Origin of the sequence: Shewanella mytili (assembly GCF_046765975.1) — a bacterium.
GTDB classification, from domain to species: Bacteria; Pseudomonadota; Gammaproteobacteria; order Enterobacterales; family Shewanellaceae; genus Shewanella; species Shewanella mytili.
The window spans coordinates 363,802-383,410 of record NZ_JBKOUD010000001.1 but is presented as its reverse complement, the minus strand read 5'-3'; the positions used below and the strand labels follow the sequence as shown (position 1 = coordinate 383,410).

Annotated in this window: 22 protein-coding genes; 8 read left to right on the top strand and 14 right to left on the bottom strand. The window is 51.3% G+C overall.

What is annotated here, in order from left to right; genetic code table 11:
• From hscA to trmJ, 8 genes are all read right to left on the bottom strand, one after another.
• Entirely contained in the window at positions 1-1,860 is a 1,860-nt protein-coding gene (hscA, locus tag ACIDEJ_RS01745) for a Fe-S protein assembly chaperone HscA (RefSeq protein ID WP_411986361.1), read from the bottom strand.
• Positions 1,861-1,939: 79 nt separating this feature from the next.
• The gene (hscB, locus tag ACIDEJ_RS01740; protein ID WP_411986360.1) at positions 1,940-2,464 is read right to left on the bottom strand and encodes a co-chaperone HscB; all 525 of its coding nucleotides are present in this window, start codon (positions 2,462-2,464) and stop codon (positions 1,940-1,942) included.
• Between the two features lie 24 nt (positions 2,465-2,488).
• The gene (gene iscA / locus ACIDEJ_RS01735; protein ID WP_411986359.1) at positions 2,489-2,815 is read right to left on the bottom strand and encodes an iron-sulfur cluster assembly protein IscA; all 327 of its coding nucleotides are present in this window, start codon (positions 2,813-2,815) and stop codon (positions 2,489-2,491) included.
• A 14-nt stretch (positions 2,816-2,829) separates the two neighbouring features.
• Entirely contained in the window at positions 2,830-3,213 is a 384-nt protein-coding gene (gene iscU / locus ACIDEJ_RS01730; protein ID WP_411986358.1) for a Fe-S cluster assembly scaffold IscU, read from the bottom strand.
• A gap of 34 nt (positions 3,214-3,247) precedes the next feature.
• Entirely contained in the window at positions 3,248-4,462 is a 1,215-nt protein-coding gene (locus tag ACIDEJ_RS01725; RefSeq protein ID WP_411986357.1) for an IscS subfamily cysteine desulfurase, read from the bottom strand.
• 83 nt (positions 4,463-4,545) lie between these two features.
• Positions 4,546-5,010: a Fe-S cluster assembly transcriptional regulator IscR gene (iscR, locus tag ACIDEJ_RS01720; RefSeq protein WP_411986356.1), complete on the bottom strand. Its 465-nt coding sequence runs from the start codon at positions 5,008-5,010 to the stop codon at positions 4,546-4,548.
• 196 nt (positions 5,011-5,206) lie between these two features.
• Complete coding sequence (cysE, locus tag ACIDEJ_RS01715) at positions 5,207-6,028, bottom strand: serine O-acetyltransferase (RefSeq protein WP_411986355.1); 822 nt, start codon at positions 6,026-6,028, stop codon at positions 5,207-5,209.
• Between the two features lie 13 nt (positions 6,029-6,041).
• Positions 6,042-6,776, bottom strand: coding sequence for a tRNA (cytosine(32)/uridine(32)-2'-O)-methyltransferase TrmJ (gene trmJ / locus ACIDEJ_RS01710; protein ID WP_411986354.1), 735 nt, complete (start codon positions 6,774-6,776; stop codon positions 6,042-6,044).
• A gap of 147 nt (positions 6,777-6,923) precedes the next feature.
• On the opposite strand from trmJ, the gene suhB reads away from it, so the two are divergent.
• From suhB to ACIDEJ_RS01685, 5 genes are all read left to right on the top strand, one after another.
• On the top strand, positions 6,924-7,724 hold the full coding sequence (gene suhB, locus ACIDEJ_RS01705; protein WP_411986353.1) for an inositol-1-monophosphatase: 801 nt from the start codon (positions 6,924-6,926) through the stop codon (positions 7,722-7,724).
• Positions 7,725-8,103: 379 nt separating this feature from the next.
• The gene (locus tag ACIDEJ_RS01700; protein ID WP_411986352.1) at positions 8,104-8,508 is read left to right on the top strand and encodes a phosphate-starvation-inducible protein PsiE; all 405 of its coding nucleotides are present in this window, start codon (positions 8,104-8,106) and stop codon (positions 8,506-8,508) included.
• A gap of 155 nt (positions 8,509-8,663) precedes the next feature.
• Positions 8,664-8,966, top strand: coding sequence for a PilZ domain-containing protein (locus ACIDEJ_RS01695; RefSeq protein WP_411986351.1), 303 nt, complete (start codon positions 8,664-8,666; stop codon positions 8,964-8,966).
• 66 nt (positions 8,967-9,032) lie between these two features.
• Complete coding sequence (locus ACIDEJ_RS01690; RefSeq protein WP_411986350.1) at positions 9,033-9,701, top strand: AAA family ATPase; 669 nt, start codon at positions 9,033-9,035, stop codon at positions 9,699-9,701.
• Positions 9,688-10,026 (top strand): replication protein RepA, encoded by a 339-nt coding sequence (locus ACIDEJ_RS01685; protein ID WP_411986349.1) that lies wholly within the window; start codon positions 9,688-9,690, stop codon positions 10,024-10,026. Before ACIDEJ_RS01690 ends, ACIDEJ_RS01685 begins: the two co-directional genes overlap by 14 nt.
• Here ACIDEJ_RS01685 and ACIDEJ_RS01680 read toward each other — a convergent pair.
• On the bottom strand, positions 10,023-10,265 hold the full coding sequence (locus ACIDEJ_RS01680; protein ID WP_411986348.1) for a YecH family metal-binding protein: 243 nt from the start codon (positions 10,263-10,265) through the stop codon (positions 10,023-10,025). The two genes, ACIDEJ_RS01685 and ACIDEJ_RS01680, sit on opposite strands and share 4 nt — an antisense overlap.
• 157 nt (positions 10,266-10,422) lie before the next feature.
• On the opposite strand from ACIDEJ_RS01680, the gene ACIDEJ_RS01675 reads away from it, so the two are divergent.
• From ACIDEJ_RS01675 to ACIDEJ_RS01665, 3 genes are all read left to right on the top strand, one after another.
• On the top strand, positions 10,423-12,102 hold the full coding sequence (locus ACIDEJ_RS01675; RefSeq protein ID WP_411986347.1) for a LytS/YhcK type 5TM receptor domain-containing protein: 1,680 nt from the start codon (positions 10,423-10,425) through the stop codon (positions 12,100-12,102).
• Positions 12,095-12,805 (top strand): two-component system response regulator BtsR, encoded by a 711-nt coding sequence (btsR, locus tag ACIDEJ_RS01670; protein ID WP_411986346.1) that lies wholly within the window; start codon positions 12,095-12,097, stop codon positions 12,803-12,805. The genes ACIDEJ_RS01675 and btsR overlap by 8 nt, the downstream gene beginning before the upstream one ends.
• Before the next feature lie 190 nt (positions 12,806-12,995).
• Positions 12,996-14,441, top strand: a complete 1,446-nt coding sequence (locus ACIDEJ_RS01665) for a carbon starvation CstA family protein (protein ID WP_411986345.1) — start codon at positions 12,996-12,998, stop codon at positions 14,439-14,441.
• 101 nt (positions 14,442-14,542) lie between these two features.
• Here the strand turns inward: ACIDEJ_RS01665 and ACIDEJ_RS01660 are convergent, their stop codons facing one another.
• The 5 genes from ACIDEJ_RS01660 to yajC all read right to left on the bottom strand — a co-directional run bounded on the left by ACIDEJ_RS01660 (position 14,543) and on the right by yajC (position 19,605).
• Positions 14,543-15,292, bottom strand: a complete 750-nt coding sequence (locus ACIDEJ_RS01660; RefSeq protein ID WP_411986344.1) for a GGDEF domain-containing protein — start codon at positions 15,290-15,292, stop codon at positions 14,543-14,545.
• A 581-nt stretch (positions 15,293-15,873) separates the two neighbouring features.
• Entirely contained in the window at positions 15,874-16,191 is a 318-nt protein-coding gene (locus ACIDEJ_RS01655) for a putative signal transducing protein (RefSeq protein WP_411986343.1), read from the bottom strand.
• Between the two features lie 249 nt (positions 16,192-16,440).
• Positions 16,441-17,388 carry a protein translocase subunit SecF gene (gene secF, locus ACIDEJ_RS01650; RefSeq protein ID WP_411986342.1) on the bottom strand — a complete coding sequence of 316 codons (948 nt, stop codon included), beginning with the start codon at positions 17,386-17,388 and terminating at the stop codon, positions 16,441-16,443.
• A 13-nt stretch (positions 17,389-17,401) separates the two neighbouring features.
• Complete coding sequence (secD, locus tag ACIDEJ_RS01645) at positions 17,402-19,255, bottom strand: protein translocase subunit SecD (protein ID WP_411986341.1); 1,854 nt, start codon at positions 19,253-19,255, stop codon at positions 17,402-17,404.
• Positions 19,256-19,272: 17 nt separating this feature from the next.
• The gene (yajC, locus tag ACIDEJ_RS01640) at positions 19,273-19,605 is read right to left on the bottom strand and encodes a preprotein translocase subunit YajC (protein ID WP_411986340.1); all 333 of its coding nucleotides are present in this window, start codon (positions 19,603-19,605) and stop codon (positions 19,273-19,275) included.
• Positions 19,606-19,609: the final 4 nt, after the last annotated feature.

Sequence of the window (19,609 nt, the reverse complement as noted above, 5' to 3'; positions counted from 1 at the left end):
CTATATTTTGTCAACCGACTGACCCTTCAGTGCGGCCTTGATTGAATTATCCATCCTTTTGGCAGCAAAATCCTGGGTGACACCATCCACTCTGGCAATCGCCGTTTCAATTGCATCGGCATCCGTTCCGGCAGCAGCGTTTGCCAATGCCTGCATGGCATTGTCTATCACTGCGCGCTCATCTGCTGTGAGTAACCCGCCATCTTGCTGCAAGGCGGAGCCCAGTGACTCAATCACCCGGGCAGCTTCTACCCGCTGTTCGGTCAGCATCCGCAATTCAATATCCGCTTTGGCGTAGGTCATGGAGTCCTTGATCATGCCGGCAATCTCGTTTTCAGACAGCCCGAATGAAGGTTTTACCTGAATGCTGGACTGCACGCCGGTGGATTTTTCCATGGCCGATACGCTTAACAGCCCATCGGCATCCACCTGGAAGGTCACCCGGATATGGGCGGCACCGGCAGCCATTGGCGGAATGCCTTTCAGGGTAAAGCGGGCCAATGAGCGGCAATCGCTGACCAGTTCCCGCTCCCCTTGCACCACATGAATGGCCATGGCGGTCTGGCCATCCTTGAAGGTGGTAAATTCCTGGGCTCTGGCAACCGGGATGGTGGTGTTGCGCGGTACCACTTTTTCCACCAGCCCACCCATGGTTTCAATGCCAAGGGACAGTGGGATCACATCCAGCAACAGCAGTTCTGAATCCGGTTTGTTACCCACCAGAATGTCGGCCTGAACCGCAGCGCCAATGGCAACCACCCGATCAGGGTCAATACTGGTCAGGGGCACTTTGCCAAAAAAGTCGCCCACTTGCTCACGTACCAAAGGCACACGGGTGGAACCGCCGACCATGACGGTTTCCAGGACTTCAGCGGCATCAACCCCGGCATCTCGCAAGGCTTTGCGACAACTGCTGATGGTTTTGCGTACCAAAGGTAAAATCAGTGCATCAAATTCGCTGCGGCTGATACTGCCTTGCAGTGTCTTACCATCCACGGTCAGTGATGCCTCAACACTGTCTGCCTGACTCAACGCTTCTTTGACCCGGCGCGCTTCCATCAGCAATTGGCGCTCCTGTTGCCGGTTCAGTTCGCTGCATCCCAAACGTTGCCGCAATGCGTTGGCAAGCAGGTGATCAAAATCATCGCCCCCCAGACGGGAATCCCCGCCGGTGGCCAGCACTTCAAACACCCCGCGATTAAGGCGCAAAATGGAGATATCAAAAGTGCCGCCGCCCAGATCATACACGGCAATGACACCCTCTTGTCCTGAGTCCAGGCCATAGGCAATGGCTGCGGCAGTAGGCTCATTGAGCAAGCGCAGCACTTTTATCCCCAATAAACTGGCGGCATCTTTGGTGCCCTGGCGCTGCGCATCATCAAAATAGGCCGGCACGGTTATCACCACGCCTTCGAGATCGCCCCCTAGCGTGGCTTCTGCCCGGGCAATCAATGGCCGCAGGATTTCTGCCGACACCTGCACCGGATTGACCTTGCCGCTGGCAGTAACAAAAATGGGCAGGCCGTTGTCGCTGGCTTCAAACTGATAGGGGAACCGCTGTTCACCCTTTTGTATATCGGCCAGTGAGCGCCCCATGAAGCGCTTAACGGAAACAATGGTGTTTTCCGGATCCTGCGCTGATTGGGTCAGCGCCGCGGCTCCCACGGTCAGGGATTCGGTGCCATAGTGCACAACCGAGGGCAAGGCGTGATGACCCGTTTCATCTGGTAAGGTTGTTGCCTGACCACTACGCACCGAGGCCACCAACGAATTGGTTGTGCCAAGGTCAATCCCGGCTGCCAATTTGTGTTGATGGGGTGCCGCCATCTGGCCAGGTTCAGCAATTTGCAAAAGTGCCATAATGTTCCATTCTTCGTTAAAAAATTGGCCCAATCAGATTGAGCCAATTTCAGTTACCTTCGCGTCAAAAATCCCGAAGCTAATCGTACAAAGCATCCTGAATGCGAATTAACTCGTCGCGCAATTTTGCCATAAACTTCAGTTTTCTGACTTGATCTGCCGCTAAAGTTACCGCAGCGCTTTGCTCATCGGCTAACAACTGCTTAAGACTGTCCAGCAACTGCTGGCGATAAGCCGCAAACGCCTGTTCCAGCGCATTAATTTCCTGCTCTGGATCGGCATTGTCACGGATGTCTGCCAACGCCTCACGCCACTCCATCTGCTGCATCAAAAAGCCAGTGTCTTTCATGGTGGTGGATTCGTTGTTCATATCGACGCCCCGCAATGACAGCATATGCTCGGCGCGGCGGATGGGATCCTTTAGCGTCTGGAAAGCGTCATTGACCTGGGCGGTTTTAGAAATTGCCAGCAGTTTTTGCTGTTCACTGGCATTGGCAAATTTGTCCGGATGCACTGCTTTTTGCAGCTCCCGGTAGCGTTCTGCCAGTTCAGCGGTGTCAACTTCAAAAGTCTGAGGGATCTCAAACAACTCAAAATAGTTCATAAGCGTACTACGGTTGCAGGGAGCTTAAACGGTAAAGCTCTCGCCGCAACCACACTCCCCTTTAGCATTCGGGTTATTGAACCTGAAGCCCTCATTAAGGCCTTCTTTGACAAAATCCAGTTCAATCCCCTGCAAATAAATCAGACTCTTGGCATCAACGATTATCTTAACGCCGTCGATCTCAAAGACTTCATCATCTTCATTGAGTTCATCAACAAACTCCAGGACATAGGCCATACCGCTGCAGCCGGAGGTTTTCAGGCCCAAACGCAGGCCCAATCCCTTACCACGGTTTTGCAAAAAAGTACGTACCCTGTCCGCCGCTGCCGACGTCATTGATATTGCAGCCATGTCAAACTCCCGGCTTACTTCTGTGTTTTGGATTTGTATTCTTCCAATGCCGCCTTGATGGCGTCTTCAGCCAAGATTGAACAGTGGATCTTAACCGGTGGCAATGCCAGTTCTTCAGCAATGTCACTGTTTTTGATGGTGGCGGCTTCCTCTACGGATTTGCCTTTCACCCATTCGGTCACCAGTGAGCTGGACGCGATGGCGCTGCCACAGCCATAGGTTTTGAATTTGGCATCTTCAATAATGCCGCTGTTGTTGATCTTCAGCTGCAGTTTCATCACGTCACCGCAGGCGGGCGCGCCCACCATGCCGGTGACAACGGAAGGATCGTTCTTGTCAAATGAGCCCACATTGCGAGGATTCTCGTAGTGGTCAATTACTTTTTCACTGTAAGCCATAATACTGCTCCAAATTCATCTGTCTGCTGGGAAGTTAGTGGGCTGCCCACTGCACCTGATTGAGGTCTACCCCATCCTTGAACATCTCCCACAAAGGAGACATTTCCCTCAGCTTGCCGATAGAGTTCTTGATGGTTTCTATCGCGTAATCAATCTCTTCTTCTGTGGTGTAACGGCCAATGGTGAAACGAATGGAACTGTGTGCCATTTCATCGTTCAGCCCCAGTGCCCGCAGTACGTAGCTGGGCTCCAGACTGGCAGAAGTACAGGCAGAGCCTGAAGACACGGCCAGATCTTTCAGGGCCATCATCAGTGACTCGCCTTCCACATAGGCGAAGCTCACATTCAAACTGCCGTAAACCCGGTGTTCCATGTCACCATTGACATAAGTTTCTTCAATATCCTTGATGCCGTTCCACAGTTTGTCCCGCAGGTGGCGAATGCGCTGATTTTCAGTGGCCATTTCGGCTTTGGCAATGGCGGCGGCTTCGCCCATGCCCACAATCTGGTGGGTTGGCAAGGTACCGCTGCGCATGCCCCGTTCATGACCGCCACCGTGCATTTGGGCTTCCAGGCGGATACGGGGTTTACGGCGCACATACAGTGCCCCGATGCCTTTAGGGCCATACATTTTGTGGCCGGAGATGGAAATCAGATCCACTTTGGTTTGCTGCACATCCAGCGGCAGTTTACCAGCGCCCTGAGCGGCATCCACGTGGAAGACGATCCCCTTGCTGCGACAAAGTTCGCCAATGGCATCAATATCCTGCACCACACCGATTTCGTTATTCACGAACATGATGCTGACCAGAATGGTGTCATCACGCATGGCGGCTTCAATGCGCTCCAAAGGGATCAAGCCGTTGCTGTCTGGGTCCAGATAAGTGACTTCAAAACCATCGCGCTCCAGATGACGGCAGGTATCCAGTACGGCTTTATGTTCGGTTTTGCTGGTGATGATGTGCTTGCCTTTTTTCTGATAAAAATAAGCAGCGCCTTTAATCGCCAGATTGTCAGATTCGGTGGCCCCGGAGGTAAATACAATCTCGCGGGGGTCGGCATTAATCAGGTCTGCAACCTGATTACGTGCCACATCAACGGCCTCTTCAGCCTGCCAACCGTAACGGTGAGAACGGGATGCGGGATTACCGAAAATACCGTCCATTGTCATGTACTGTGCCATTTTTGCAGCAACTCTCGGGTCAACCGGGGTTGTTGCGGCATAATCCAAATAAATAGGAAGCTTCATTACACACTCCGTACTGCGCAGTCTCTGTTGAGGCTACATACAACGTACAATTATCATTATTTGTTTAAGCAAGGGGAAAGCGCTCAGGCACTTATCCGTTCTTGCTCCTGGTGTACCTGGTCTTGTTTCACGGAAATATACTGCACATCCCGCTTATGCATTAATGCAGCAAGACTGATACCGTTTAAAAAATCGGAAATCTGTTTACTCAAGTCACCCCAGAGGGAATGGGTCAGGCAACGGGTGCCGCTTTGGCAATTGGAACGCCCCTGACATTTAGTGGCATCCACCGATTCATCCACGGCGTTAACCACCATGCCCACTGAAATTTCAGCAGCTTCGCGCCCAAGACGATAACCGCCCCCAGGGCCACGAACACTGGCCACCAGCCCCTGCTTTCTCAGTTTGGCAAAAAGTTGTTCCAGATAAGATAAAGAAATGCCTTGGCGCTCGGAGATATCTGCCAGAGGGACAGGTCCCTGAGTCGAGTGGATGGCCACATCCAACATTGCAGTGACTGCGTAACGACCTTTAGATGTCAGTTTCATGAAAACACCACAGCTCTTGATTGGAGATGTTTAAATTCCACCATAACCTAGTAATTTAGTCAAGTATAAGACCCTATTTATTACTCGGGTAATGGCTTACTTTCTTTATGGATAATACCCTGACGGCTTGGTAGGGTATTTAACATTTTTAGCCGTCAGGATTCAATGCTGTGAGTTCACATTTAACTACAAAAAATTAGATTTCCGGATCAAAAGCATCCAGTGCCTGTTGACGTTTTTCCGCAGCGGCCAATTCCGCTTCACAAAAATCGCCCACATCCAGTTGTGGCAGCCTTTCGGTACACACCGAACCGCCCATATTCTGCACGGCCAGGCACAATTCAGCCACTTTGGAATCCATCAGGTGCATATGATCCAGCATCTGTCCGATGGCGTTGGCAACCGGATCTGGATTATCCGGTGATACCGCATAGGCATCAAAGCCATATTTTTTCGCCATGGCGCTGCGCCGGGCGCTTTTCTCTTTCGACTGTGGTGTGGCGGCCGTTACCGCCCGGCCAGGAATACCCACCACCGTGGTGTCTTTGGGAACATCCTTTACCACCACCGAGTTGGAGCCCACCCGGGCACCGTCGTGCATGACAATGGGCCCCAGCACTTTGGCGCCGGCACCAATCACCACGTTGTTGCCCAGTGTGGGATGGCGCTTGCCGGCTTTCCAGGTGGTTCCCCCTAGCGTAACCCCATGATAAAGCGTGCAGTCGTCACCGATTTCTGCGGTTTCACCGATAACCACGCCCATACCGTGGTCAATGAAGAAACGACGGCCAATCACCGCACCGGGATGAATTTCCACCCCAGTAGCCCAGCGGGAAAAGGTGGACAGGCAGCGGGCCAGGAAATAAAACTTGCCACGCCACAGTTTATGGCTGACGCGATGCATCCAGATGGCATGCATGCCAGGGTAATTCAGCAGGATCTCCAATGCACTGCGGGCAGCGGGGTCCCGATGGTAGATGGACTGAATATCCTCTTTCATTCTTGAAATCGCACCCATATCTGTTCCTCGGCTACTCTTTACTGTCCTTATCAACCACATTCTTTTCAATTGAGGTCAGAATGCCCCGGAGGATATTCAGCTCCTGCGTCTCAATTTGCGCCTTGGCAAACAACCGCCGCAGTTTTTGCATCACCTGCCCCGGATGATTCTTGATGATAAAACCGGTTTTTTGCAATGTGCGCTGCAGGTGCTCATAAAAACGCTCGTGATCTTCCGCACAAGGATATGCCACCGGTGTTTGCTGTGCCTGTTGCAGCTGGCTTAAATGGGCCATACGGGTTTCATAGCAGACAATTTGTACGGCTTGGGCCAGATTCAGTGAGCTGTACTCTGGATTGGCGGGGATCAGCAGGTGATAATTGCATTTCTGCAATTCCTCATTGCTCAGGCCGTTGCGTTCACGTCCAAAGACCATGGCCACCGGGCTACTCTGACTTTGCAAGGCCAGTTTTTCAGCCGCTTCCCGAGGTTCCACAACCGGCCATTCCAGCGTGCGACTGCGGGCACTGGTGGCAATCACCAGATCGCAGTCATGAATAGCTTGATCCAACGTATCGACTTTGACCAGACTTTTCAGGATATCAGACGCCCCGGCCGCCAAGGCAATGGATTGGCCGTCAGGCTCTACTTGGGGATCGACAAGGTACAGGGAAGACAATCCCATGGTTTTCATGGCCCTGGCCACAGATCCGATATTACCCGGATGAGTGGTACCCACCAGCACCACACGAATATTGCTGAGCATGAAACGTATGTCACATCAGAAAAACAGGTGGCGAATCTTAACATAGCGGGTGATTTTTTAAGATAAAAAATTCGGCGGTTGCCATCTTCGCTGGTCAGAGTATAATGCGCCGGTCATTTTTCGTTCTTTTACATCCAGGGGATTGCAATGCATCCGATGCTCACTATTGGTGTGCGCGCAGCACGTGCCGCGGGCCAGGTTATTATGCGTGGTTTTACTGAATTGGACCGGATCCAAGTGGACAGCAAGGGTCTGAACGACTTTGTGTCCAATATCGATAAAGAAGCTGAAGCCGCTATCGTGTACCAGATCCGCAAATCTTATCCTGACCATACCATCGTAGGTGAGGAAAACGGTGAAAATCGCGGTGAGAATCAGGATTATCTGTGGATTGTAGACCCTCTGGATGGCACCAATAACTTTGTCAAAGGCCTGCCCCATTTCGCCGTTTCCATCGCCCTGCAACACAAAGGCAAAACCGAAGTCGCTGTGGTTTACGATCCTGTGCGTGACGAATTGTTCACCGCCACCCGTGGCCAGGGCGCCAAACTGAATGACTTCCGCCTGCGGGTGAACAATCCCAACGATTTGCGCCTGAGCCTGGTTGCAACCGGTTTTCCTTTCAAGGCAAGACAACACACCGATACTTACCTGCAACTGTTTGCAGAAGCCTTCTCTTTGTGTGCCGATATTCGCCGTGCCGGCTCTGCCGCATTGGATATGTGCTATGTGGCAGCAGGACGTGTGGATGCCTTTTTTGAAATTGGTCTCAAACCATGGGACATCGCGGCAGGCGATCTGATTGTACGGGAAGCAGGCGGTACGGTAACGGACCTGTCAGGCGGTTATAAATACCTGGCATCAGGCAATGTTGTCGCTGGCGGCCCCAAAGCCACTTCACTGCTGGTGAAAAGCTTCCGCCCCTTGCTGAGCGACTCCCTGAAGTAAACATACCCGGCCACGTTGTGGCGCGAAAGCAAATGCCCTCATGCCCCACAAGCTGAGGGCATTTTTGTCAATGTCGCTTCACTCATACCCGTTCATTTTTGCTGGATATGGCACATTGCAACACCCGCTTTATCCTTTCATGCCTCCCTTAAAACCGCGGTTAATCGCCCGCGGTGCCAATTGCCTGCATGATGGGGATGACGCTACGGATGACTTGTGAAGCCATGCCTTTTAGGGGAACCCGCTGAAACCGTGCCGTGCTTTACCATGACAAAAACATAACCGAAGACGAATTTGTGAAACAGATCACGCATATTCCCATGCCATAAATAAGGGCTTTTGTCGATAATAGAGCTGTATCTTTTTTATCGGAGTTTTCATGGAATTATATCGAAAATACGGCTCCAAAAGTCTGAAGGCAGTTGAACACGTTGTATTGCTATTGATTGCCATTGCCACCATTGTGGCGATTGGACAGGAAGTATTTCATCTCGTCGACAAAATGGCGGTGGAATTAGCCGATCTGCTGCTGCTGTTCATCTATTTGGAAGTACTGGCCATGGTGGCCAATTATGCCGAATCCGGCAAATTACCGGTACGGATGCCGTTGTACATCGCCATTGTGGCATTGGCCCGTTACCTGATCCTTGACATGAAAGCCATGGAAGACTGGCGGGTACTGGCGGTATCACTGTCAACCCTCATAGTGGCCACCACAGTGGTGGTGATCCGCTGGGGGCAAATCAAGATGCCTTATCCCAAGAATCAGGATTACGACAGCTAAGCACCTGGCCCGGCAAATTGCCGGGCTTTTTTATCGTGCCCATAACCCCCAACCACTTGGCGTGACAGGGTTCTGTGCTATGGTTAACTGGCGATAACATGAATGCTCTTCTTTAGCTGCGAAGGTGTCTTACACCATTATTACCGGGATAACCTATGAGTCATGATCATGAGGAAAATTTTAAGGAACGGCGGGGCTCGCTAAGGGTCGATTTAGAATCGGAGGAGATCCGCATCGACTGGCAAGACAACACCGAAAAGCACTGTTCGGATGCGGCAATCTGCATAGACCTATCCCGCAAGGGGTTATTGTTTGAATATCCTAAACCCTTTGTGATTGGCGCCTTGGTCGCCGTGACGTTTAACAACGGCAGTCACGCACAAAATACCGTCAAGGGCCAAGTTTGCCGCTGCACGGAACATCCAGCAGGCTACCATATTGCCATGCAGTTACTGTAAACATCATCACGTTGTTCCGGCTGCTCTATACTTTAGCAATCAAGTATCTAATCAGGGGGAAGATTTATGATACTGCTTGTGGGGGGAGAAAAAGGCGGCAGCGGCAAAAGCTGCCTGGCGCAAAATCTGGCGGTGCACATTACCCAGAAATTCAATGCCAATGTGCTGATGGTGGACTGTGATCCCCAGCGCACCACTTCCGATTGGATCCAGGCCCGCAACAATGACCCATCCTTGCCGGCCATCAACTGCATCCAGCTCTACGGTAAAATCCGCAACGACCTGCTAAGCCTGGATCAACGCTTTGACTATGTGGTGGTGGACTGTGGCGGCCAGGACAATCTGGCCATGCGCGCGGCCATGTCGGTGGCAACTTATGTGGTTATTCCGTTACGTCCCAAAAGGCGGGATCTGAAAACCCTGCCCCACATGGAAGATATGCTCAGCACCTGCAAGATGGTAAATCCCAAAATGGTGTCAACCATCGTGTTAACCCAATGCCCGGCGCTGCCCACCCAGGCCAAACGCATTCTGGAGGCAAAAGAGGTTGTGCAGTCTTTTGGTTTGCGGGTACTGAACGCGGTGACTTTCAACCGTAACATTTATGATGACAGCGAGGAAAAAGGCTCCTCCGTGATTGAACTGGATCCTGAGGGCAAAGCCGCAGAGGAAATTCGTGCCATTGCAGATGAATTGTTGGCCATTGCACCGGAAAATTCCTATGAGCTTAACTGATCTCAAACGCAAGCGGAAAAAACCGGCTCGCCAGCCGGTCTCCGTGGAAGACTTTATTGAAGAGGCCACACGTTATGCGGCCGGAAAACCCAGTCGCCTGCAACATTTGGCGTCAAGTAACAAGCCTTCATCCCGTAAATTTCGCCACGCCACATTTAGCCTCAATGAAACCAGCATCCAGAAACTTGAAGAGGTAGCGCAGGCTACCGGGCTGGCAAAATCCCGGCTGCTGCGCATGTTCATCCGTTATTACAGCGAGTTGTCAGAAGAGGAGCAGCAAGCCTTGCTGAGCCAGGAGCAAGCCCCTGCCAAAAAGCCCGGTTAATGCTGGCAAATAAGGCTACTGTCTGTCGTAATGCCTTTTCCTGTTTCAACAAATTTCCCTTTTTTAGCCAAAAACGTCACCAGTGCTTCTGCGGTCATGTCCTGGGCACTGCAGGTGTGATAGCGCGCATTGGCCCCAAAATGCTTGGCCATTGCCGTCAGCAAGTCTGGCAGGCTTATGCCCTGAGGGTACTCCAGCAATAAAGCCAGTACGTCATGCCCGTGTACAGAATCGTTCATATGCATCCCCACTGTTCGTATCTCAATAATCATCAATAGATGTATTTTATATGTTTATTTTAAAATGGCACGAATTTACCCCAATAATGCTGCCAATATAGGATTCTTATCCACAATATGGGAAAATTGTGACGTTCGCTGACGGAGCAGGTTTGCCATGCCACTTATTCTCGCGTTAACCCAACAGATGTGCCTGTATCTGGTGATTGTTTACCTCACCAGTAAGACGCCGCTATTCAAGCTATTTACCGAAAACTCCACCCGCCTACCCCACAAGATTTTTATCTATCTGGTGTTTTCCGCCTTCTGCATCATGGCCACTTACTTTGGTGAGCAGGCTCATGGTGCCATTGCCAATACCCGGGCCATGGGGGCGGTATTGGGGGGATTGCTTGGTGGCCCCACCACAGGCTTGCTGGTAGGACTGACCGGAGGGCTGCATCGTTACACCCTTGGGGGCTTTACCGATATTGCCTGCGCGGTATCAACCACCATGGAGGGCCTGACCGCCGGCATGATCAATCTTTACCTGAGGCGCCATGGCAAAAGTGAGCAGGTTTTCAACCCGCTATTGGTAGGACTGGTGACCTTTTATGCCGAAATGATGCAAATGTGCATTATCTTGCTGCTGGCCCACCCGTTTGAAGAGGCACTGGAGCTGGTGCGACAAATCGCCCCGCCCATGCTGGTGATCAACTCCCTAGGGGCCGCGCTGTTCATGAGCATGGTGCGCGATCAAAAAACCATGTTTGACAAGCTATCTTCCACTTTTTCCACCAAGGCATTGAAAATTGCAGAGCGCAGCGTGGGGCTGCTGAGCAAAGGCTTCAATGAAGTCACCAGTACCCAGGTTGCCCAGATTGTGATCGAAGAAACCAAAGTGGGTGCAGTGGCCATTACCGACCGCGAAAAACTGATGGCATTTATCGGCATTGGCGCCGATCACCATCTGCCAGGTACTCCGATTTCATCGCAAATCACCATGGATGCCATTCACCAGAATAAAGTGATGTTTGCCGATGGCGTGGAGCTTCCCTACGCCTGCTCGATTTCACCCAACTGCAAGCTGGGCTCCAGTCTGGTCATCCCGCTGCGCAGCGATAATGAGGTCATTGGCACCATCAAACTGTATGAGCCCAAAAACAAATTATTCCTCAACATCAACCGGACGTTGGGGGAAGGCATTGCCCGCTTGTTGTCAAACCAAATCCTCTATGGCCGCTTTGAGCAACAGCAAAACCTGCTGACGCAAGCTGAGCTCAAACTGCTCCAGGCCCAAGTCAATCCCCATTTTCTGTTCAATGCCTTAAATACCATCAGCGCCATCATCCGCCGGGATCCCGACAAGGCCCGGCAGTTATTGCAGCAGCTGAGCCAGTTTTTGCGCATTAACCTGAAACGCACCACGGGGCTGGTTTCCCTGGCGGATGAGCTGGAGCATATAGAATCTTACCTGACCATTGAAAAAGCCCGCTTCATCGATAAACTCCAGGTTCACATTGAGATACCCAAAGCGTTATATGCCATGCAATTGCCCACCTTCACCCTGCAGCCCATTATTGAAAATGCGGTAAAGCACGGCACCTCTCACATGATGGAAACCGGCATCATTGAGGTAAAGGCCTTTAAAAAGGGGCAGGACGTCTATCTGGAGGTGACCGATAACGCGGGCCTGTATCAACCATCATCCCACTCGGACGGGCTGGGGATGAATCTGGTACACAAACGGATCCAAAATCTGTACGGCGATGAATACGGCGTTACCGTAGAATACGAGCCGGATGTTTTCACCACGGTTAAAATTCACCTGCCCAATAAAGGATCAAGCCATGATTAGCTGTCTGATTGTTGATGATGAGCCCTATGCCCGTCAGGAACTGGCGGACTTGCTGAGTCAGGCCGGAGATTTACAGATTGTAGGCCAGTGCAGCAACGCCATAGAAGCCATGCAGGCCATCAGCAAATACAAACCGGACTTGCTTTTTCTGGATATTCAGATGCCGCGCATCAGTGGCATGGAGCTGATAGCCATGCTGGATCCGGAAACCATGCCGCGGGTGGTATTTGTCACCGCCTATGACGAGTTTGCGGTGCGGGCCTTTGATAATCATGCCTTTGACTATCTGCTTAAGCCATTGGATGAAAAGCGCCTGCAACAAACCCTGGAAAAAGTGCGGCGGGATTTACGCCCCAAAGCCATGGATGCCATCGTGCCCAGCTATCTGGAACACCTGCCCTGCTTTAGCGGCAATCGTTTGAAGATTATTGCCGTCAAGGATGTGGAATACGTGTTCAGCGATCTTTGCGGCATTCATGTGGCCACAGCCAAAGAAAAGGTGCATACCGAGCTTACCTTGAAAGTGCTGGAAGAAAAAACGCCGCTGCTGCGTTGCCACCGGCAATACCTGATAGCCCCCACGGCCATTGCCGAAATTGAAGTACTGGATACCGGCGCCGAAGTCACCACTCACAGCGGTGCCAAAGTGCCGGTGTCCAGGCGCTTTTTAAAGCCCCTCAAGCAGGCATTCGGCTTTCAGTAATGCAAGGGGCTGATGGCGTTTTCCGTTCATCGGCCCCTTGATAGCCATAACCCTTGGCCGTTTGCCAAAACCGCTAACCTGCAGATGAAACCGTTCACCCCCCGCTTTTGACCGCTCACCCAAACACCACTTGGCCTCAGCAGCCAATCCCTTACACTTGCTACGATTCTAATTGGGGGGAGACAAACCTATGTTATGGTTCCTGATCTGTGTCGGTCTGCTGATCGGCGGTTACTTTATCTACGGCGCTTTCGTAGAAAAAGTTTTTGGTATTAATACTCAACGCAAAACGCCAGCGTATACCCAAACTGACGGTGTGGACTATGTGCCCATGTCAAAAGGCAAGGTATACCTGATCCAACTGCTGAACATTGCCGGTGTAGGTCCCATCTTTGGCCCTATCCTGGGGGCGTTGTACGGTCCTGCAGCCATGCTGTGGATTGTTATCGGTTGTATTTTTGCCGGTGCAGTGCACGATTACTTCTCCGGCATGCTGTCGGTACGCAACAATGGTCAATCCGTTCCTAACCTGGCAGGCAAGTATCTGGGTAAAGGGGCGAAAAACTTCATGAACATTTTCGCCATCATCCTGCTGCTGCTGGTAGGCGTGGTGTTTATCTCTGCCCCGGCCGGACTGCTGGGTAAACTCACCGGCATGAGCGTTACCATGTTTGTGGGGATCATTTTCGTCTATTACCTGATTGCCACTATCGTTCCGGTAGACAAAATCATCGGCCGTCTGTATCCCTTCTTCGGGGCTTTGCTGATGTTCATGTCCGTAGGGCTGACCATTGCCATCATGGTATCTGATCAACACACCCTGCTGCCTGGTTTCACCCCGGGTGACTTCCTGCAAAACCTGAACCCTAAAGATGCTCCACTGTGGCCAGCACTGTTCATCACCATTGCCTGTGGTGCGGTATCCGGTTTCCATGCCACTCAGTCACCGCTGATGGCTCGCTGTGTGGAAAATGAATCCAACGGACGCTTTGTATTCTACGGTGCCATGATTGGCGAAGGGATCATTGCGTTAATCTGGTGTGCCATTGCCCTGTCTTTCTACGATGGCGTACAAGGCCTGAACGACTCCATGGGTGGCAACCCTGCTAACGTGGTATACGGTGCATCTACAGGCTTGCTGGGTGCGGTTGGCGGCTTCATGGCGGTACTGGGGGTTATCGTACTGCCTATCACCTCTGGCGACACAGCATTCCGTTCAGCCCGTCTGATCTTGTCTGAATACTTCAACATGCCACAGGTGAAAATCTCCAAACGTCTGGTACTGGCCATCCCGCTGTTCGTCATCGGCGCGATACTGACCCAAGTAGACTTTGGCATCATCTGGCGCTACTTCGGTGTTGCCAACCAGGCAACTGCGGTAATGATGCTGTGGACTGCATCCGCTTATCTCATCCGTCATAACAAGCTGCACTGGATTTGTACCGTGCCCGCCATGTTCATGACCGATGTGGTGATCAGCTTCCTGCTGAGCTCCAGCACCCTGGGGGCAGGCCTGCCAATGACAGTGGCCACCATCGCCGGCACCATCACCACCGTATGCATTGCCGTACTGGTCATGTATATCGCCAAAGGCAAAGCGCAAGAACTTGCCGCCTCCGATATTGAAGAAGCTTAATTATTAAAAAATAAACGCAACATGAAGACCTCAAAGCCAGTCCACAGGACTGGCTTTTTTCATGGGTAACGGGTGGTTAGCCACCTGTTATCCTTTGTTTTTCAATCGTTGTAAAAATAATTTACGATGCAATTCTTTCCTGCCGCTTTGGCTTTATAAAGTGCGGTGTCTGACTGATTAATCAACTCATCCAGGGATACATCATTATATTGATTAAGTTCAGTTACCCCCACGCTGATGGTGTAAGCAACACTGCCGGCTTGAGTGGCCACTACCTGCGCGTTTATCAACCCCTGTATTTTATTTAAAATGATGACCGACTGTTTCACGTCAATATCCGGAAACACGATAATGAACTCTTCGCCGCCAATACGCCCAGCCAAATCGCCCTTTCTGACGTTGTTAACAATCAGGGCGCCAAAGGCGGCCAAAACCGCATCGCCACCCACATGGCCATGGGTATCATTGATTTTTTTAAAGTTATCAATGTCTATATAGGCGACGGATAACAGTTGTCCTTTCTTGCGGGCAAGGCGCAATAACCTTTCAAATTTATCCAAAAACGGACGACGGTTTAATAAGTGGGTTAACGTATCATAAGTGGCAATAATTCTTTGCTCTTCTTCCAAGCAGGATATCTTTACCAACAAACCAATGATGTACCAACTAACGGATGGTGCGATTAATAATGGCGCAATAACCGCATTGGCAAAACTGACGCCACTAATGCCATTACCAAAATTTTCCATGATGACGAACGTGATTAATACGGAAATGCACACCGAAAAAAAAGTGATTAGCAAGACAATGGCCGTCCTGCCGAGCCCCTTTTTATATTGAGTTTTTACCATATGAGTAAGCCTCTTTTCTCATTATCACCCGCCGCATGCTGGTAGGATTGATCCCATCTTGGTATCGTGGTGTGGCACGTAAACTGCTTGAAATCATGTGGAACATTGTGGTTTTCATCACTACAAAAACAAATACTTGCGGGTACGGTGGCTACGTTTCATCTGTAAATTGTAATCCCTCAACCTCCATTTATCCTCCAGCGGGATAAAAACGCCGCCATGCTCCACGCCCAGCCCTTTAATGCAGAGGCTGACCGTTCGCAGCACCGCACCAACAGGCATGACAAAAAACACTGTGCCTGCTGCAGACCTGTTTTTTATTTATGGCTTATGATGCGCTACCGTATCACGGCAGTGGCGTGACAGAGCGGGCATTTATGGCAAGGGATAAACGACAAGGCAACGTGAATGCCGCAATTATCATCAGGTAAAGTGGCTGAGGCAAACAGGCTAAAATCAATCAGTTCCCTATGCCATCCAAAAACGGCAGACAGGGCATAAACAGGCCACACGGCCATAACAAGAACAACGGCAATGGCCGACAATCTTCATCTCATGTCAGCATCGCGTTCATGGGGGTATCAATGATGGGATTCACTGCGCTCGGCGCCGCAATTCCAGCACAATTCAAAGCTGGCCTCATTACATTCATGGCATTGCAGGCACTGCCATTGTGGCTGCTCAGCATCCAGCAAGGCCAGTTGCGTCTGCGCCTGCTCCAGTTGGGACTCCGCGACCCAAAGTTCCACCGTCTGCATATCCACCGGCAGCTCGCCAACACCGCCCATCAGGGCTTCGCCCCGTAATTCTACGGTGATCCCGCACGTCTCCAACATACCTTTCCATGTATGAGCTTGAAGCAAATTTCCACCGGCAACCAATACTTTACGTTCTTCCATGGGATTTCCTACCACCTATCTTTACCGTTCGGACAAAGAAATATCAGGAATAATTCATCAGGACAAAAAAACGACTGTACAAATTTTGTCAGGGCACATGCTACTGCCTCAAGAGGGGGTCTGTCGAGTTACACCATGCAAAATTTTACTTTTTGTCAACATTTACAGACACTGGATGCGCCTCCTCCCCCGAGAACGCACATAAAAAAAGCCATCCGAAGATGGCTTTTTAGGTTTGTCCGCCAACTCTTATGGCATGATAGAAGGCTGATCAGCGCCCTCTTTTTCCACCTGGACCGGCATCATGTGTTCACGACACACACCCAACTTAATCGCCAGGAAACTGGCCACATAGATGGATGAGTAAGTCCCCACGGTTATCCCCATCAACAATGATGTAGCAAACCCGTGAATGAGTGTGCCCCCTTTCAGGAACAGGGCAATCACGGTAATCATGGTGGTACCTGTGGTAATAATGGTACGGCTCATGGTTTGGGTAATGGAGGCGTTCACAACCTCTACCGGCGTGGCTTTACGCATTTTCAGGAAGTTTTCCCGGATGCGGTCAAACACCACGATGGTATCGTTAAGAGAATACCCCACCACGGTGAGCACCCCTGCCAGAACGGTCAAATCGAACTCCAGCTGCAGGAATGAAAACAGCCCCAGTGTCACCGTCACGTCATGGGCCAACGCCGCAACCGCCCCCAGTGACAAACGCCATTCAAACCGGAAAGTCACATAAAGCAGAATACAGATCAGCGCTACCAGTACCGCCAGTCCCCCCTGCTCTGCCAACTCCTGCCCTACCTGTGGCCCTACAAACTCCACGCTTTTCTGCTCAACCTGCGGGTCTTGCGCTTTGGCGGCATTCAACACCAGTTTTACCTGGTCATCGCTTTTTACACCGTCTTTGGTCTGCAAGCGCACCACAACGTCGCGGCTGGAACCGAAGTTTTGCACTACCGCGCCAGACACAATGTCAGTGTCGAGTTTTCCACGCAGTGTGTTCAAATCTGCCGGCTGGCTAAAGGTCAGTACAATGGAGGTACCACCGGTAAAGTCCAGCCCCCAGTTAATTCCTTTGGTTGCCAAAGACACCACGGACAACACCACCAGAATCATCGACATGATGCTGATGGGCAGAGCATAGCGGAGAAAGTTGACTGAGCCTTTAAAGGATAAAATCTGCAACATATCCACGTTCTCCTTATATAGACAGCTTTTTCAGACGCTTGCCACCCCAAAGGGCGTTCACAATCGCACGGGTACCGACAATGGCGGTAAACATGGATGTGGCAATACCAATCATCAGGGTCACGGCAAAACCTTTAATGGCGCCGGTACCCACCGCAAACAAAATCAAGGCGGTGATGAATGTGGTAATGTTGGCATCTGCAATGGTGGAGAATGCGTTGGCGTAGCCTTCATGGATAGCTTGCTGAATAGAACGACCGCCGCGTAATTCTTCACGAATACGTTCGTTAATCAACACGTTACCATCCACAGCCATCCCTACGGTCAACACCATGCCGGCAATGCCGGGCAAGGTCAGTACCGCACCAGGGATCATGGACATCACGCCGACGACCATTACCAGGTTGGCGGTCAGTGCCAGGTTGGCAATCACCCCGAATGCCCGGTAGTAAATCATCATGAAGACCAGTACCACCACCAAGCCCCACAGCATGGCCTGCAAGCCGTTCTGGATGTTTTCAGCCCCCAGGCTCGGGCCAATGGTGCGTTCTTCCACAATGGAGACAGGCGCAATCAAAGCACCGGCACGTAACAGCAATGCCAGATTCTGCGCTTCACCATGGCTAAGGCCGGTGATGACAAAGTTGCGTCCAAGCCGGGCCTGGATGGTGGCCACGGAAATCACCTCTTCCACTTTGTTCATTTTCACAGAGCCATCAGGATTGCGCTCACCGCTATCCTTGTACTCAATGAACAGGGTGGCCATGGGCTTACCGATGTTGTCTTTGGTCACATCAGAGAAAATGCTGCCGCCTTTGGCATCCAGGTTGATACTCACCTGTGGCCGGCTGTATTGGTCAAAGCTAGGCTGGGCGCCGGTAATATGATCACCGGTCAGCATAACCTCTTTATACATGACAACCTCACCACCTTCACGGCGCTTGTAAACCTCAGACCCCGCAGGTACCCGTCCGGCTTTTGCTGCAGCCAAATCGGTTTTCTGATCCACCATGTGAAATTCAATGGACGCCGTAGCCCCCAGAATTTCCTTGGCACGGGCAGTATCCTGCACGCCTGGCAACTCGACAATAATCCGCTCGGCACCCTGGCGCTGCACCACAGGCTCGGCCACACCCAACTCGTTTACACGGTTACGGATAGTGGTGATGTTCTGTGTCAGTGCATCTTCCTTGATCTGGCGCAGATACTGCTCGCTCATCGCCGCCAACAATACATAGTTATCCCCGCTTGATGCGTCGGTGAACACCATTTCGTTGTTGGAATGGGTTTTCAGATACTGCTCGGCCTTAACCAGGGTTTCACTATCACGAAAACGCACTTCAATGCCTCTGGCCGTAGCCTTGGCGCCTGCGTAACGGATTTTCTGCTCCCGCAATTGACTGCGAAAATCAGCCACCTTGGCTTCTTGCATTTTGCGAATGGCTTCGCTCATGTCCACTTCCATCAGGAAGTGCACGCCGCCACGCAAATCAAGCCCCAGTTTCATGGGGTTGGCACCGAGATTTTCCAGCCATTTTGGCGTGGCTGGCGCAAGGTTAAGCGCCACGGTAAATTTATCGCCCAGGGTTGCGGCAATGGTTTCTTTGGCCAGCAACTGCTCTTCGGCATTGCTCACCCGCACCAGCAACTGGCCATTTTCCAGTTCTGAGCGTTTGATTTTGATGCCTTTGCTGGTGAGCAGATCGTTGACCTGGCTCTGGGTGGTCGGGGTGACCGCACTACCGCGAGTGCCCACCACCTGCACCGCATGATCCTCACCAAAGAGGTTGGGCACAGCATAGAAAGCCCCGATGGCGATGATAATAATCACCATCAGGTTCTTCCACATAGGATACTTATTTAACACGCCTCAGCTCCCTTGGCTTACAGCGACTGCATAGAGCCTTTAGGCAATACCGCCGCAATATAGTCTTTTTTGATGGTGATTTGAGTGTCATCGTTAAGGCTAATCAGCACGTAATCATTGTCATCGGCAATCTTGGCAATCTTGCCCACAAGTCCGCCGCTGGTCAGCACTTCATCACCCTTGCCCAGAGAAGCCATCAGGTTTTTGTGTTCTTTCACGCGTTTGGACTGGGGACGGAAAATCATGAAATAGAAAATCAGTGCAAAAATAACCAGCATGAACACCAGTTCCATGGTGCCGCCGGATTGAGGGGGAGTCCCGGCACTTGCATAAGCATTTGAAATAAACATAGTT